This is a genomic window from Caballeronia sp. dw_276, assembly GCF_018449635.1.
GTDB lineage: Bacteria > Pseudomonadota > Gammaproteobacteria > Burkholderiales > Burkholderiaceae > Caballeronia.
On the sequence record NZ_JAAVUV010000008.1, the window covers coordinates 20,108 to 36,684 of the forward strand.

At 57.7% G+C, this 16,577-nt stretch carries 13 protein-coding genes; 4 read left to right on the forward strand and 9 right to left on the reverse strand.

Annotated features, from left to right (window positions below):
* The first annotated feature begins 57 nt into the window (after positions 1–57).
* Positions 58–963: a LysR family transcriptional regulator gene (locus HB633_RS17965; RefSeq protein ID WP_213779541.1), complete on the forward strand. Its 906-nt coding sequence runs from the start codon at positions 58–60 to the stop codon at positions 961–963.
* A gap of 280 nt (positions 964–1,243) precedes the next feature.
* Here HB633_RS17965 and HB633_RS17970 read toward each other — a convergent pair whose 3' ends face one another.
* From HB633_RS17970 to HB633_RS31140, 8 genes are all read right to left on the reverse strand, one after another.
* Positions 1,244–1,465 (reverse strand): hypothetical protein, encoded by a 222-nt coding sequence (locus HB633_RS17970; RefSeq protein WP_213779542.1) that lies wholly within the window; start codon positions 1,463–1,465, stop codon positions 1,244–1,246.
* 77 nt (positions 1,466–1,542) lie between these two features.
* Positions 1,543–3,093, reverse strand: coding sequence for an efflux transporter outer membrane subunit (locus HB633_RS17975; RefSeq protein WP_213779782.1), 1,551 nt, complete (start codon positions 3,091–3,093; stop codon positions 1,543–1,545).
* Positions 3,094–3,103: 10 nt separating this feature from the next.
* Positions 3,104–6,370 (reverse strand): multidrug efflux RND transporter permease subunit, encoded by a 3,267-nt coding sequence (locus HB633_RS17980; RefSeq protein WP_213779543.1) that lies wholly within the window; start codon positions 6,368–6,370, stop codon positions 3,104–3,106.
* Positions 6,371–6,388: 18 nt separating this feature from the next.
* A complete protein-coding gene (locus HB633_RS17985) occupies positions 6,389–7,564 on the reverse strand; it encodes an efflux RND transporter periplasmic adaptor subunit (protein WP_213779544.1) in 1,176 nt (391 codons plus the stop codon).
* A gap of 188 nt (positions 7,565–7,752) precedes the next feature.
* A complete protein-coding gene (locus HB633_RS17990; protein ID WP_213779545.1) occupies positions 7,753–8,538 on the reverse strand; it encodes an alpha/beta hydrolase in 786 nt (261 codons plus the stop codon).
* Positions 8,539–8,710: 172 nt separating this feature from the next.
* Positions 8,711–9,739: a LysR family transcriptional regulator gene (locus HB633_RS17995; RefSeq protein WP_213779546.1), complete on the reverse strand. Its 1,029-nt coding sequence runs from the start codon at positions 9,737–9,739 to the stop codon at positions 8,711–8,713.
* A 67-nt stretch (positions 9,740–9,806) separates the two neighbouring features.
* Complete coding sequence (locus HB633_RS18000; RefSeq protein WP_346730332.1) at positions 9,807–10,481, reverse strand: gamma-glutamylcyclotransferase; 675 nt, start codon at positions 10,479–10,481, stop codon at positions 9,807–9,809.
* A gap of 209 nt (positions 10,482–10,690) precedes the next feature.
* Complete coding sequence (locus HB633_RS31140; protein ID WP_346730333.1) at positions 10,691–11,338, reverse strand: DUF3331 domain-containing protein; 648 nt, start codon at positions 11,336–11,338, stop codon at positions 10,691–10,693.
* Between the two features lie 596 nt (positions 11,339–11,934).
* On the opposite strand from HB633_RS31140, the gene HB633_RS18010 reads away from it, so the two are divergent.
* Both HB633_RS18010 and HB633_RS18015 read left to right on the forward strand, forming a co-directional pair.
* Positions 11,935–13,767 carry an ATP-binding protein gene (locus tag HB633_RS18010; protein WP_213779785.1) on the forward strand — a complete coding sequence of 611 codons (1,833 nt, stop codon included), beginning with the start codon at positions 11,935–11,937 and terminating at the stop codon, positions 13,765–13,767.
* Entirely contained in the window at positions 13,764–14,291 is a 528-nt protein-coding gene (locus tag HB633_RS18015) for a response regulator (protein ID WP_346730334.1), read from the forward strand. The genes HB633_RS18010 and HB633_RS18015 overlap by 4 nt, the downstream gene beginning before the upstream one ends.
* A 17-nt stretch (positions 14,292–14,308) precedes the next feature.
* Here the strand turns inward: HB633_RS18015 and HB633_RS18020 are convergent, their stop codons facing one another.
* The gene (locus tag HB633_RS18020; RefSeq protein WP_213779548.1) at positions 14,309–15,028 is read right to left on the reverse strand and encodes a response regulator; all 720 of its coding nucleotides are present in this window, start codon (positions 15,026–15,028) and stop codon (positions 14,309–14,311) included.
* A gap of 251 nt (positions 15,029–15,279) precedes the next feature.
* Here HB633_RS18020 and HB633_RS18025 point away from each other — a divergent pair, with 251 nt between their 5' ends.
* Positions 15,280–16,311 carry a helix-turn-helix transcriptional regulator gene (locus HB633_RS18025; RefSeq protein ID WP_213779549.1) on the forward strand — a complete coding sequence of 344 codons (1,032 nt, stop codon included), beginning with the start codon at positions 15,280–15,282 and terminating at the stop codon, positions 16,309–16,311.
* Positions 16,312–16,577: the final 266 nt, after the last annotated feature.

The following is a 16,577-nucleotide window of genomic DNA, read 5'->3' on the forward strand; positions in this document are numbered from 1 at the left end:
CCGAGCTGTAGGTGCCTGATACAGTTCGGTTTCCACCTTGCGCAACGGGGTTAAGAGATGAGCGAGCGGGTAGATGCACCCATCAACGAGATAGCGGTATTTGTCGCGGTCGCCCAAACCGGTAGTTTCACGCGCGCAGCCGAGGAAATGGGTACCAGCAAGTCCAATGTTGGTAAGGCGGTCCAGCGCCTCGAAGCACGACTCGGCTCGCAACTGTTCCAGCGCACGACCCGCGCGGTTCGGCTGACCGAAGACGGTGAGACATATCTCCTGGCCGCGCAGGGGGCGCTCGACGGTCTCCGTGAAGCGGAACAGCAGCTCGCGTCGAGGCGTGCTGAACCTGCCGGGCGAGTGAAGATTGACCTTCCGGCGGGATTCGGACGTCTGTTGCTGCCGAGCTTCATTCAGCTCCGGGCAAAGTACCCAAAGCTCACATTAGAAATGGCGCTGACTGACCGGATGTCCGACCCGATTGGAGAAGGTTGGGATGTTGTTGTTCGCATCGGCGCATTGCCGGAGGACAGCGAATTTACCGTACGCAAGCTTTGCGAGCTGAAACTTGGACTCTACGCATCGTCGGAGTATCTCGCGCGCCGGGGCGAAGTAAAGACGCTCGCGGAGTTAGCCGACCATGACGCTATAGTTTTCCGTGGCCCAGCGGGACGACTACGTCCTTGGACCGTACGAGAAAACAATAGCCTGCGGGAAATCGCGCCGCAACCTATCCTCGTGCTTGCTGACGGGCAGGCGCTTGTCGAAGCTGCAGTGGCGGGTTTCGGTATTGCGCAGATTCACGACCGCGTTGCACTTCCGCACGTGCGTGCAGGTCGTCTCGTACACCTGCTTCCCGAGACGGATGTCGACGGTCCTCCCGTGAATGCCATCATATCGCTCGGTCAGAAAATGGCGGCCAAGACCCGGGCAGTGGTGAATCATCTTGCAGAAACGTTGCAGAATGGATGACAAGCAAGCGTAGTGTTGGATGTCGCATCGAAACCCGTAGAGCGTCGATGAATTGCCCGTGTGCTGCTCCAGCGGAGCCAACGCGCGCAATTGCGAGCGATAAGATGGGGCCGGTCTAAGTACTTCCCTCCAGTTGGGAGTCGGGCGCGGAGGGTCGCTCACACGGCCCCTCTCAATCCGTCGTCCTCTTGAGCTATTCGCTCGTCCAGTCGCCGAAATCGCACTAACTTCCTGTCGCTCCCTTGATTTGTGGCGAGCGGCATGGTCGCGCTCCCGTCCCCTAGAAAAACCATATGCATCGAACTGCGTCAGCGGCCGCCAGAGCGATTACCATGCCTATCGCCAGCACAACTGCGGCGAAATAGAGAAGCGATGCGATGAAGGCGATTCGCAGTATCTTTGCTGCAGAGGTTGCCTTAACCGAAAGTATCAGTCTGCAGATGGCACGATGCAGCCAGTTAAATGGTGTTCCGAGAATCGTGTACGTCACGGTGGATTTCATGTCGTCGCTCCATAAAGCGACAGGCCCATCTGATACTTTAGATGGGCCTGTGCGATGCTTAACTCAAAACGGCTTCATTATTTCTGTGCGACCGCTGTTTGCACTGGAATTGCGGGCGCTTCCTGCCCCAGGGCCGGCTGGGAAGGTTGGCGAACCACGTCCCCCCAACCGCCGCCAAGCGCGCGAATCAGGTTGACTGTGGAAGCCGCCTGCACGCCCTGCAGTTGCACAGCTGCTCGGCGAGCCTGCAAGACCGTACGCTCGGAATCAATGACGTCCAGATAGTTGACTGCGCCTTCGGTGTACTGCGAACGCGAGAGGTCTGCAGCACGTTGTGACGCCTGGACCGCTTCGTTCTGCGTTTTCGTCTGGTCTTCCAGAATGCGCATGTCCGACAAGTTGTCTTCGACCTCACGGAACGCTACGAGAACCTGCTGCCGGTAGTTCGCAACGTCTTCCTCGTAGACAGCGCGGGCGTTTGCGAGGTTGCCCTTGCGGCGGCCACCATCAAAAATCGGGATGTTCAACGCCGTACCAGCAAGCGGACCAAGCAGGAACGCCCGGCTGCTCCACTTGAAGAGGTCGCCGATGGTCGCCGATTCGAAACCTCCCGTACCAGTGATAGTGAGTGAGGGGAAGAACGCCGCCTTCGCGACACCGATGCGCGAGTTCGCCGCGGCCATCGAACGTTCTGCAGCAGCGATGTCCGGGCGACGCTCGAGCAGCGAAGATGGTAGGCCCGGCGGCACGCGCAGGTTGACCGGCTTAATTGGGTCAGCCGTCATCGAGAACTCCGCCGGCGCCTTGCCGAGCAACACCGCGAGGCTATGCTCAGAGGCGGCTCGAAGACGCTGCACGGTCATTGCGTCCGACTGCGCAGTGGCAAGTTCTGCTTTGGCGCGCGAGAGGTCAAGTTCAGTAATTTCGCCTTCCGTGTAGCGACGCTGCACCAGCTTTAGCGCCTGCTGACGCAGCTCGACGGCGTTCCTAAACACATCAGACTCCGCGTCAAGTTCACGCAGCGCAAAATAGTTCTGCGCGACATCAGCCTGCAGAGCAAGCATCACCGAGCGAAAGAGTGCCTCGCTGCGCTGCGTGTCGGCGCGCGCAGCGTCAACTGTCGATGCAACACGACCGAACAGGTCGACTTCATACGAGGCGCTTGCCTGAGCACGCCAGAACGTCTGCTGCGGCACATTCGTGCCATCCGACTCGAACAGAGAGGCGGCTGAAACCCGTTGCCTGGTCGGACCAAAACCTGCGTCGAGCGAGGGGAAGAGACCCGCGCGCGCTGCCTGATTCATAGCCCGTGCCTCCTTCACGCGGGCTGCTGCCGCTTTGAGGTTCTGGTTCGCATCCAGCGCCTGCTGTTCGAGGTCGTTTAGCTTCGCATCCTCGAACACTTTCCACCACTCACCGCGTGCGACGTCTTCCGACGGTTGCGCCATCTTCCAAGTGCCGGCTTCTTCTGGCGACAGCGGCTCCTGAGGTGCCTCTTTAAAGGTCGAAATCGTCGGTGTCGAGGGCACTTCGTACTTCGGTGCCAGCGAGCAGCCGGCCAGGACCAGGAGGGTGCTCAGAAGCAAGGAGCCGGTAAAACCATTCTTCATCGAGAAAATTGTTTTCATGTCGGTCTCCTTAGTCCTGCAGGGCCGGTTCCGGCGCCTTCGAACCGGGCGCAGGCGAAGCTTTTGGGATACCACGACTGTCGCCATGCCCGCCATCGTTGTCGTCAGGACCGTGGATGTGCGGGTGGTTGCCATGCTTGTCGGTGAGCTGTTTGCCGCCCGAGAGCTTGCGAAGAAGCACGTAGAACACGGGCGTGAGCGCCAAACCGAAGAAGGTCACACCTAACATGCCGAAGAACACTGCGATGCCCATCGCGCGCCGCATCTCCGAGCCAGCGCCTGTGGACACAACCAGTGGAATCACCCCCATGATGAATGCAATGGACGTCATCAGAATCGGGCGCAAACGCAGACGGCAGGCTTCAATGGCCGCTTGAACAATCGTACGGCCCTGAATTTCCAGTTCCCGCGCGAACTCCACAATGAGAATCGCATTCTTCGCTGACAGCCCCACCAGCACCATCAAACCAATCTGCGTAAAGATGTTGTTGTCACCACGCGTGAGCCAGACACCGAAGAGCGCCGACAGAATGCTCATCGGGACAATCAGCAGAATCGCGAGTGGCAGCGTCACGCTTTCGTACATGGCAGCCAGTACGAGGAACACGAGGAGCACGCTGATAGGAAACACCCAGTACGCGGCGTTGCCGGTCAGAATCTGCTGGTAAGTCAAGTCAGTCCACTCGAACTTAATACCGCGTGGCAAGGTTTGAGCTGCAATGCGTTCAACGGCCGCCATTGCCTGGCCAGACGAGTATCCCGGAGCAGGTCCGCCGTTGATGTCGGCCGCAAGGAAGCCGTTGTATCGAATCACGGTCTCAGGGCCAAACGTCGGCGTAACCTTGACCAGAGACGAAAGAGGAACCATCTCGCCCGCTGTATTGCGAGTTTTGAGCTGGAGAATGCTTTCAGCCGAAGAGCGGAACGGCGCATCCGCTTGTGCACGCACCTGGTATACACGGCCAAACTTGTTGAAGTCGTTCACATACAGCGAGCCCAGATAAATCTGCATCGTGTCGAAGACATCCGTCACGCTGACCCCGAGCTGCTTGGCCTTCTCTCGGTCCAATTCAACGTTCAGCTGAGGAACGTTAATCTGGTAGCTCGAGAACGACGGGCCGAGTTCAGGGGCCTTTGCTGCGGCAGCCAGGAACGCCTGAACGGATTTGTTCAGTGCTTCGTAGCCGAGTGCGCCACGGTCCTCAATCTGCAACTTGAAGCCACCGATAGTGCCCAGACCCGAGACCGGGGGCGGTGGGAAGGTCGCAATCACTGCGTCCTTGATACCGCCGTATTCCCTGTTCAGGTTGGCGACAATCGCATTTGCCGACTCGTCCTTGGTACGATGCTTCGAGGGACTCATGACCGGGAACACTAGGCCACTGCTAGACGAATTCATCAGACCGGTAACGTTGAGGCCAGGGAATTCCGGCGAGTGCACGACACCCGGCTGCTTGCGGGCAATGACCCCCATCTCGTGAACGACCTTTTCAGTCCGGTCAAGCGATGCACCCGGTGGCAACTGCAGGATGCTGACGAGGTAGTCCTTGTCCTGACCGGGCACGAAGCCGCCCGGCACAATCTTGCCGAGCAGGAACGTTCCGCCCAGCAGGACACCATAGACGACCATCATCGCCGCCTTGCGATTGATGATGCCGCCAACACCTTTGCCGTATGCTTCCGAGCCGCGGTTGAACACCTTGTTGAATACGTTGAAGAACGGTCCAAGGATGCGGTCCATGATTCGCGTGAGCCAGTCCTTAGGCGCGTGATGGTCCTTGAGCAGCAATGCCGAAAGCGCGGGCGAAAGCGTGAGCGAGTTGAAGGCGGAGATGACGGTCGAAATTGCAATGGTCATTGCAAATTGCTTGTAGAACTGACCCGTCAAACCAGACATGAACGCCAGAGGCACGAACACGGCTACGAGAGTCAATGCAATTGCGATAATCGGCCCACTCACTTCCCGCATTGCTTCGTATGACGCCTCGAGCGGCGTGAGCCCTGCGGCGATGTTCCGCTCCACGTTCTCAACCACGACAATCGCGTCATCGACCACAATCCCGATGGCGAGAACCATGCCGAACAACGACAATGCATTGATTGTGAAGCCGAATGCCAGCATCAGCGAGAAGGTGCCTACAATCGAGACGGGTACCGCCAACAACGGAATCAACGACGCGCGCCAGGTTTGCAAGAAGACAATGACCACAATCACAACTAGGACGATGGCTTCGAAGAGGGTGTGGACAACCGCATCGATGCTTTCCCGGACGAACTGTGTCGGGTCATAGACAATCTTGGCCTCAACTCCTTCGGGCATGTCTTTTTGCAGCTCTGCCGTGATTCGACGAACATCGGTCGAAATCTGCAACGAGTTTGCGTTGGGCTGCTGGAAGATAATGAGCTGCACCCCCGGCTTACCGTCGAGACTTGCACGCAGAGCATATTCCGCTGCGCCCATTTCCACGCGTGCTACATCGCTCAGATGCGTCACCGCACCGTCGGGGGACGTCTTCAGGATAATGTTGCGGAACTCTTCTTCGGTCTTCAGTCGACCCTGGGCATTCACGCTCAGTTGCATTGGCACGTTCGTCGTCATCGGAGCACCGCCGACGATGCCCGCGGCGACTTGGACGTTCTGCTCGCGGATTGCTTTTACAACATCGGTTGCAGTGAGGTTCTGGCGGGCCACTTTCGTCGGGTCAAGCCAGACGCGCATCGAGTAGTCGCCAGCGCCCCACATCGCGACCTCACCTACACCCGGGACCTGTGCAAGCCGGTCCTTGACATTGATGAGGGCGTAGTTGCGCAGGTAGGTGAGGTCATAGCGTCCGTTCGGCGACACCAGGTTCACACCCATCGTCAGGGTAGGCGACGACTTGACGGTGGTGACACCCAGGCGCTGTACGTCTTCGGGAAGACGCGGCATGGCCTGTGAAACCCGGTTCTGCACCAATTGCTGTGCCTTGTCGGGGTCCGTGCCGAGCTTAAACGTCACGGTTGTTGTCATCGCGCCGTCGCTATTAGCCTGCGACTGCATGTACAGCATATTTTCGACACCGTTAATTTGCTCTTCGATGGGAGAGGCAACGGTTTCAGCAATGACCTTCGGATTTGCGCCGGGATACTGGGCACGAACCACGACCGACGGGGGCACGACTTCCGGATATTCAGCCGTTGGCAACTTTGTCAGCGCGATGAAGCCTGCCAGCACAATCACCACCGACAGAACGGCCGCAAATATTGGCCTGTCGATGAAAAATTTAGAGATGTTCATGGTGACCTTCTCGCGTTGTTACGCATCGGATTTGGCGGCGTCGGCCATGTTGACCATGTGCGGACTGACGGTGTCGCTTGGCTTGGCGTGCATCATGCCGTTGACGACGATGCGCTCTCCGGGCTTGAGACCCGAAGTCACGACGCGCAGATTGTCATGCAGGGAACCAAGCTGAACTTCGCGGTAGACGACCTTGTTTGAACCATCTACAACAAGTACGAACTTTTTTGCCTGGTCGGTGCCCACCGCTGCGTCGTCAATCAGAACGGCCGGATGTGGTTCACCACCGCCGACCTTGACGCGCGCATAGAGGCCTGGAACGAGAGCACCGTCGTCGTTGTTGATAGTGGCGCGTACGCGGATAGTGCCGGACGACGTGTCGAGACGATTGTCGACGGATGTAATGGCCCCCTTTCGCGAGTAGCCGTCTTCATTTGCAAGACCCAGTGACACAGGTACTTTCGTATTGCGGTCGCGGCCAAGGTATTGCAAATACGTCTGTTCATCGACATCGAACGAGGCGTATATAGGCGACACCGAAACCAGCGTTGTGAGAAGAGGTGCATTTGCGCCGGTCGATACGACGTTGCCAACCGTCAGCTCAGCACGTGATACGCGGCCAGTTACAGGGGCAATAACGTTGGTGTAACCCAAATTAACCTGTGCGGCTTCGAGCGCTGCTTCGGCACCCTTTACGCCGGCGGCAGCTTCGCGTGAAGCGTTTTGCTTTTCGTCGTAGTCCCGCTTTGCAATGGCGTCGTCAGTCAGCAATCGGTCGGCACGCGCGGCGTCGGTCGACGTGTATATCGCCCGCGCTTTTGCTGCTGCGACCTGTGCAGCCGCACGGTCGACCTCGGCCTGGTAGGGTCGCGGGTCAATCGTGAAGAGCGGGTCGCCTTTCTTGACCAGCGCACCGTCCTTGAAGTGAACGGCGACAATGGTGCCGGGCACGAGCGGCCGGACCTCGACGTGGTCGATAGCTTCAAGCCGCCCCGAGTAACTTTGCCAGTCCGTGATGGTCTGCGTGAGGACGGCGGCGACATCAACTGCGGTCGCCGGGGGTGGCGCCTCAGAGGCGTGAGCTGCACTCACGGGAGCTGCCGTGGTCCCGTGGATGAAGCCGATGCCTGCGACTGCGCTGACAATAGCCAGCGAACCGAGCGCGACGGTGAGCTTTTTGCGATTAGTGAGCATGAGTAGTACTCCTGATAGATGCAATGTGGTCTGTCAAAACATCAAAGCTTTGGACTTCAGTTCATAGCCGCCTCGGCTCCAGGTCCCGCCTCGGATATAGCGTTGAGGAAAGTATGGACGTGGTGTCTCTAGTTATAAAGTAGCGAAAAGGGGTTTCTTTGTATCCGTCAGAGCGACAATTTAGTTCGTTACACGGATGACAGCCGCTTGCGCAGGAAGTCGACGACATCGTTAAGCGCCGGCGCGTGCGAGATGAGTTCGCCATGGCAGACGCCCTGGTAGCGTGTTATCTCGACGGGCACACCCGCAGTAATAAGCTCCCGCGCATAGGTTTCGCCGTCTCCGCGCACGAGGTCGTGTTCCGCCGTTGCTATGAGCGTCGGAGGCAGGGTGCCAAGGCGTCGTGATTCGAGCGGCGCTGCATAAGGGTGGATGCGTTGACTCGCGCTGGGCAGGTACGCGCGATAAGAGCGCGCACAATCTTCCGGAGCAAGGTCGCCTCTCTCAGACTGACCCTCCATCAGTCGGGTCATGCTTGGGTCAAGCATTGGCGCGAGTAGCGCCTGCGCTGACAGGCGGCGCAGGCCGCGGTCTCGCGCGATGGCGGCAAGTCCCGCGGCAATGTTGCCTCCGGCGTCATGTCCGACGGCGGCAATCCGGTTCCAGTCCGCGCGATACCGGCGAGCGGACGCGGTGGCCCACGCCAGAGCCAGATGGGCGTCTTCGGTCGCAGCTGGAAACGGGAAATCCGGCGCGAGCGAATAACCCACGGCAATGACCCATGCCGGAATTCGCTCTGCAATGAACGACGCAGTTGCGCTCGCTTCGTCCAGTGAACCCTTGACAAAGCCACCCCCGTGGAAATACATCACGATGGGCATACCGCTGCGAGCGCACGGAAGGAAGCTACGCAACTTGATGTCTTGCGCGTGTCCTGCAATCGTGACGTCCGAGATATCCAACCTGGCTTTCATCAAAGTATCTGCGCTATGCGCCAAAGGTAAATAAAGTTTAGGCAGCCGGGAGTTTGCATACATCTGACGGCCAGATAAACATCTCACTTTCGACAAGATAATTCGCTCGCAGCGAATTCTGATTCCACGGGGTTCGCACCACTCGCAGTGCTTCGTCGCTTTGCCAGCCGGCTTACAGTGGCGCCATTTCCCTGCTCCGTGCAGCAGCCGTCCGGGCTAAGCCACTCGCGCGACCAGTCGAGTTTTCGGACCGGCGATGCGTGATGTATTGGGCAATCCCAGAGGGCGGTATGTTGTCAGCGCGAAGCAACTGGCAGTTCTCAAAAAGTTCGGCAACCCATTCAACGAACACTCGAACCTGCGGGGATAAGTGACGATTCTGGGGATATACCGCCGAGATTGGAAATGGGCTGGGGCGCCATTTTCCGAGCACTTCAAGCAGGGCACCCGATTGCAGATGTGGCATTGCCAAGAAATGAGGCACTTGAATGAGTCCGAGGCCTTGCAACCCGCACTGCAGGTAGGCGTCTCCGTCGTTGGCGGCAAGCTTCGAGTGCATGCGGACTTCGACAGGCTTGCCGTCAACAACGAAATCCATCTCCACAATTCGGCCGTTGCGACTGGAAAAGTAATTTACAGCGGTGTGAGTTTCCAGGTCTTCGAGTGACAAGGGTTCGCCGTTGCGAGCGATGTATTCGGGGCTTGCGACAGTGACGAACTCTGACACGCCGACCCTTCGCGCAACGAGCGTGGAGTCTTGCATTGGGCCCATGCGGATAGCACAGTCAACGCTGTCCTGAACCAGGTCGACGGCCCTGTCGCCGACCCCGAGCATGAGGTCGATATCCGGGTAGCGAGAGTGAAAATCGTCTAGCGCCGGAACGACTACCAGGCGACCGATTGAACCGGGCATATCGACTTTAAGCTTCCCGCGCGGGGATGACGCTTGGGAAAACGAGCTTTCCGAATCCTCGACCTCGGCGAGTATGCGCGAGCAGCGCTCATAGTAGGCAGCGCCGTCCGGAGTGAGGCTGATGCGCCGTGTTGTACGATTAAGCAGGCGCACCTTGAGGTAGGCCTCAAGAGTCTGGATAATGGTCGTCACCGACGAACGCGTCATGTGGAGAGAGTCGGCGGCACCTGAAAAGCTGTTTGTTTCAACCACCCGTGTGAAGACCCGCATCGCTTGAAGTTTGTCCATGATTCTCGCTTATGGCAGTACGCTATGCGACGGTTTTTCCGTCGCTGCAATCAATCAGATGGCTCTGTTACATCGCACCAGGCTCGCCCGACTGGCGCTCAACCTCGCTCGCGAGTTCTTCGATATAAGAGTCTTGCAAACCACACTCCGACAAAGCCTTGCTCAGCTTCAGCAGATACTCGGTATTGCTTCCAAACTGCCCGGTCGCGGTGCTAATGAGCGGGGCAACGGTTGCCACCCTTGAATCTTGCTCGAACTGCTCGCAACGCTCGTCCGCAACAAAAGTGAGAGCATGCGTTTCGGTACCATCCTGCAGTGTTATCAATGCCCATGTTGGACGGTACGACCCGAGCACCATCTCCCGTATCCAAACGAGCTGAAGCTCTTTGTCCAGCGTCGCGTCCGGCAATTTCAATGCGACGCCGTCGGTCTGGTCGCCTTGCCGCAGCGCAAGCATGCGCCCTGGGCCCTCGGGGCTGCCTCGACCTGTAACCATGCGCAGGCAAAAGCTTCGATGCCAGCCGTGCAACGTTGCAGTCTGCCGTTTCTCGAACTCAACCAATGGATTCCACATAAGAGAGCCGTAGGCGAAAATCCACGTGTCTACTAAACCGGCTGGTCTTGCCAGCATGGTCTCCGTGAGCGAACTCTGAATTCGCTCGCGAGTCCACAGATTCGGCTGCGACTCGAAATGCTCGAGGTACGCGCCTGAGTTAATCGCCTCTCTTGTCAACATCGCCATCTTCCCGTCAAGTTTGAAAGTGGTGAGACGTTGAATGACGACGTTTCATACGCCGCAGAAAACATGTCCCACGATGCGCGACAGTATGATGGCGACGTACTACCAGATAAACACCCCTGCAGGCGACGCTTTGGCCACTCAAAAGCGACAATCGTTGGCGCCTTTGGGGACTAACGGCAGCTCCCGTGCGAACAGGAAGCCGATGATGTTCACGCCTCACCGGTCCGCTTCAGAGCTGACGCGAGAATCATGGCGTCGCTATTTGCGGGAGTTCTTCCTCCGCGAATCTGCGGGCGATACACCGCGTCGCCCCTTCCGATGTGCGCCCCTGAGAGGGCACATCGCCCCGTGCGGCGGGCATGCGCTGGCGCCCAGACCTGTTCTTCGTAGTTGCACAAGGTAGGGTCGTGCCAAGAAAGGCACACCCTTGAGTTGGCCATGTGCTCCAAAATCGTCACGGAAAATGTTTTTACCTGCGCGTCATGCGAGGCGGTCTGCCAGGACCCGCGACGGTCTTCCGGCGGCCCCACCTCGAGCGGCACCTTTGATGGGTCCGAAAACTGCCGGAGGGCAGCGAGCGTGCGTGACCAAGGGTCACTTTTGCCACGCATGGCAGTGTCGGAAGAGGAGCGAGACCGGCCGACGTGGCCGCGTTTATGAGGCAAGCCGACGAGCGGCGCTTCCGCGGCGGCGCATGTATTTGATGGCACGGGCTTTGAAGACTCAAAGCTGTCGGTTCCGGTCGTGGACTGCGAAAGCCCAATTGCTACTTGAGTGTTCAACATCATTTCCTCTCCTGCAGAGTTAATGCGGCTATCGAACAGCGAGTGGGATGTGGACCCATCTACTGGAGACATACCTGCCTCAAGTCCACGGTCCGTCTATAGACGTTTCTATCAAGCCAACTGACGAAGGTGTACTCGATGTATGCATTAGCGCCGACGAATATCCAGTTATGCAGAGCTGGTGACATGGCTAGTTTCTCGAGGCAGTTGTTGCGACGGGTAGGATGAGACGTACAAGCACGGCTGCAAGCGAAGTTAAATGCCGACTTGCCTTATCGCGGTGACCAAGGGAACTGATGGATGTGGAACTACGGACAACCGTACTGCCATCAGACATGCGCTATCGCGATGACTTAAGAGTACGTACGACAAAGAAGGGAATCTATTCTACGGTCGGGTACAGCAATGCCGCGAAGGCGTACTCGGGATATACAGCCGTATAGCGCAACGGTTCAAAATGATTCATACGTGGACGACCAACGAAAGGGAAAACGAGTAATCGAAACTTCACCGCGTTTATACGTTTGTATATGATGGGGAGTGTGGATGTTGGATTGGAAAAGCGGGTTTCTTTCATGTGCGTAATGGACATCGAAGGTCTTGTACGTTGCTGACGCGGGCCATCAAGCGTAAGCCAGAGACCCGCCACAGGAGGAAGCGTGGGCGGCATGATAGGTTCGTCGGATAAGAGCAGTCAGTGGGGTTACCTGGTGCGGCTATGGATTAGCGGGAGCGTCCTCCTTTGCGCCATTGCGTGGCTTTGCTTGAACCTTCAGCTGAGAATTGCCACGACCGGTTTCTGCATGCTGATTGTCATCGTGCTGCTGTCTCTTCTGGACAGCTTCATTTCATCGGCGATATTTTCAATCGTCGGCGGCCTGCTGCTGAACATCTTTTTCACTCCACCCATTTACAGTTTTGAAATCGAGAAGCCGCAGGATGTGCTGCCCATTACCGCTTTTTTTATCACGTCGATTGCTATTACTTCGCTCGTGCGACGAATCAGAACAGCTGAACGCCTGCAGAGGGAGCAGGCAAGGCTGTTGGACCTGACTCACGATACGGTATTCGTTCGTGACCGGCAGGATGTCATCACCTATTGGAATCACGCTGCGGAAGTGCTCTACGGGTGGAACAGGTCCGAAGCTATTGGGAAAGTTGCCGACAACCTGCTAAAAACCGTTTTTCCGATGCCGCGCGAGGAGGCAGAACTGGCGCTGCTACGCAATGGATACTGGGAAGGTGACCTCGTGCACTTAAAGCGGGACGGCTCATCTGTCTTAGTAGCGAGCCGCTGGACGGTACAGCGCGACAGCCAGGGCCAGCCCTGCGCGACGCTGGAGACGAACAACGATATAACGCAGCGCCGACAGGCCGAAGAGCTTGTCAGGAAGAGCCAGGCCCAGTACCTTGCAGAAGCCCAGCAACTCAGTCGCACTGGCAGCTTCGGCTGGAACGTGGCAACCGACGAACTCTTTTGCTCGGAGGAGGCGTTCCGGATTTTTGAATGCGACCCTGCGCGCGCGCCCACGCTTGATACGGTGCGCGAGCGCCTTCACCCTGAAGATGTTCATCTCTTTGAACACGTGGTCTCCCAAGTAAGAGGCACGGGGGAGGATTTCGACATTGAGCACCGACTACTTTTTCCAGATGGCAGGGTAAAACACTTGCACGTCGTGGCACACAGTACCCATGCTGTCGACGATAACCGTCAGTTTATTGGTGCTGTCATGGACGTGACGGGCGCGCGGGAGACGGAGACGCAACTTCGGCAGACGCAAAACGAGCTTGCTCGCGCCAGCCGCATCACGGCTTTGGGCGAGCTGAGCGCCTCCATTGCACACGAAGTCGGACAGCCCCTCGCAGCCATCATCACGAGCGGCGAAGCCTGCCTGCGCTGGTTGCATCGAGACCCGCCTAACTTCGAGGAAATCGAAGGTTGTGTGAATGAGATGACCAACGAGGGCAATCGGGCAGCCGAAATAGTCCAGCGGGTGAGGAAGTTGATGAAGGGCGCGCCACCCGAACATGCCCCGGTGAATGTTAACGAACTGGTCGGGGAGGTGGTCGCGCTCACAAGGACCGAGATGGAAAGCCATGGTTGCTGCCTTGTCCTGAACCTTGAGCCAAAAACTCTCGCCGTGCTGGGGGACCGGGTGCAGCTTCAGCAGGTGCTCATCAATATCATCATCAACGGGTTGCAATCGATGGCGTCGGCGCCTGACAAGCATCGGCTGGCGCTGAGTTCGCTGACCGACGTTAACGGTAGTGTGGTGCTCGCCGTGCGCGATAACGGCCCAGGCATAAGTGATGCCAACCTTCCGCGCCTTTTCGATGCCTTCTTTACTACCCGCAGTACCGGTATGGGCATGGGGCTCGCCATCTGTAGCTCGATTATTGAGGCGCATGGCGGCCAAATTTCGGCCTCTAACAACCCTGAGGGCGGGGCAACGTTTTGTGTCACGTTGCCTTTAAGTCAGGCGTCTGCCGTAGCCACGTGACCGGACAGATTCGACCGGCTGCCGTCCGGAACAACCCGCTTATACAATCGTATCATCGCGTCGGCGTTGCCTATGAGGTAGCCTGTAAGGTAAGAGCCGACGGGCATGGTGAACTGTTTGGTCATTCCTTGGAGAGAGGTAGGGGCCACGATTTGCGGACAACACCTGTAGTATCTATTATCGACGACGACCTAGCCGTACGTCGCGCGCTTGGCAGTCTGGTGCGCTCTTTGGGCTGGGAGGCACGGCTTTTTGATTCAGCCGAAGCGTTTCTTGCCTCTGGGGAAGCTTCCGCTACCTCGTGCCTGATTTCAGATATCCGGATGTCCGGCATCTCAGGTGTCGACATGCACGAGCGCCTAGTTGCACAGGGTGTCGCGCCTGCCACGATTTTCATCAGTGCATATCCGACGCCGGCGCTACACGCGCGAGCTACCGGTAACGGCGCCCTTGTTCTTCTACAAAAGCCCTACCAAGCTTCTGCGATGACCCACTGGCTTTCGGTTGCACTCCGCAATCCGTAGGCGCATTGGTCTGGTCGTTATCGCCGGGCATCGCCTGTTCCTCCGCGCAGTACTTGGGAATCTCGCGACTCATGTGGCTCGATGCCGAGCGCTTCTGCCTTGCGAACAAGGTCGGGGAGGGAGCGTGCGTTAAGCTTACGCATCACCTGACCGCGGTGAACCTTGACGGTAATTTCGCTAAGGTTCATTTCTGACGCAATCTGTTTGTTGAGCAGGCCAGCCAAAACGAACGGCAGCACCTCTTTCTCGCGAGGCGACAGCGTCCCATAGGAAGCTCTCAGTCCCGCAGCAACGTTTTCGGATGCAAGTCGCGTGGCGTCCCGGGCGAGCGCCTGGCCGATGGCGTCGAGCATGTCCTGGTCGCGAAATGGCTTGGCAAAGAAGTCCATCGCGCCCGATTTCATCGCCTTCACGCTCATCTCAATGTCGCCATGCCCGGTCATGAACAAAACGGGGATACCCAGTCCGCTTTGCACAATCTCCTGCTGGAAAGCCAGACCGTTCTTGTTTCGTAACCGCACATCCAAGAGGAGGCAACTTGGCACCGCGGGACGTGCGAAATGCAAAAACTCCTCTGTGGATGAGAACGTCTCAACATGCATGTCGACCGACCGCATGAGCGTCGCCAGAGCACGACGTACCGGTGCTTCATCGTCGACGACATAGACGATAGCGTCGCGCCTGTCGGGAGGGGGGGAAGGCTTCACGGGCGGTAGAATGACAAATCCATTAGACATCTGGCCACTCCGGCTGGAGCTTGATTTGCGTCAGCAGGCTTCCTGTTGCGTCGACGTATTCTTTGCCTTCCCGCGAATGATGTATAGAACGACAATACGGCCGCTTGTCTCACGCGTCGCTTGTAAATTACGAAAAGATTACATGTTTTTTTAGCCGTGCGCGTTTCAAAAAATTTGTGTTAAATCTGCCCCAATGATGGTGGGTGTTGCGTCGTTGGCGCGGACTCCCCACTTATTTTCGGGAGGCTGCAATGGCGACGCAGCGAGGAAGAACCGTTTCTCCGGAAACCGGTGCAAAGCAGGCGGATTCGGGGGTGGAGGCCGGTAATCCGCCGGCGTCCGTCAGCGTTGAGAGCGCTGTGCGCCTCGAGACTTCGAGGGTTAAAACGGACACCTATGCCCGAGAGTTTGCTCATCTGTTCAACGCCGACACAGCACACACGCTCACCACGACGAGTCTGAAGACGGCGCAGCTCACCGCCACTCATATGTGTTCGTCTGTGCACGGACTAGGTAAGAGCACTCCATTGCCGACGGAGGACGCATACATCCTCTCGTTGCAATTGCAACACTCGGGCGGAGCGGAACTTTGGAAGCGGGGACGGCGGGTCCCGACGGAGCCGTACGCCCCGGGCTCGATAATGCTGGGACATCTTTCTGACGAGCCGATAGCGAACTTGCCAGACCCGTTTGAGTGCATTCTCTTCCATATCCCGCGGCCCGCTTTTGATGAACTCCGCGGACTGTCCGCATTGCCGCCAGTTGGGGACCTCGATGACGTCAACCGGACCATCGACCCCGTATTACATCATCTCGGCTTGGCACTCGTTCCGGCGATGGCAGACCCGCAGCTTGCCGGTAGTCTCTTCTTCGACCACGTCGCGCATGCCATGTACGAACGGCTTGCTACTACGTACGGACGCTTTCGAGGCCCGTTGCCTCCGCGCGGCCGGGTGCTCTCCAAGACCCAAGAGCGCATTGCCAAGGAATTGCTCGTAGCGGACTTGCTGGTCGAGCCGCCTCTGAGTGACATTGCAATCGCGTGCGGACTGTCGGTACGGCAGTTCATTGACGCATTTCGCAGCACAACGGGGATGCCGCCATTCCGGTGGTTGCGCGCCTATCGGATAGAGCGCGCCAAGGAGCTTCTTCGTCGCACTTCATTCTCACTGGCGGAAATCGGAGCCGCTTGCGGTTTTGCCGACCAAAGCCATTTCACAAGAACATTTTCGGCTGCGACTGGGACCACTCCTGGTGATTGGCGTCGGGCGTCTGGAGCCTAACGCCTAACGCCATTTATCCGGCACTACCTGCACGGACTATTTTCATTAACCTACATCGGTGCAAAGCGGTGGTAAGCAGTTAGCCGCAGCCTTCATTGCAGATGCCGATACGTCATCATTCTATTGACTACGCATCCTGACAAAGCCCAGGCCGTAGTTCAGACGAGTAACGCAATGCGAATCGTTGCTCCAGGTATTGACACAATGTTTAAGGCCCGTCCATGCAACTGGGCACGTTTTTTCGTCGGCGTGCGTACATGGTTAGA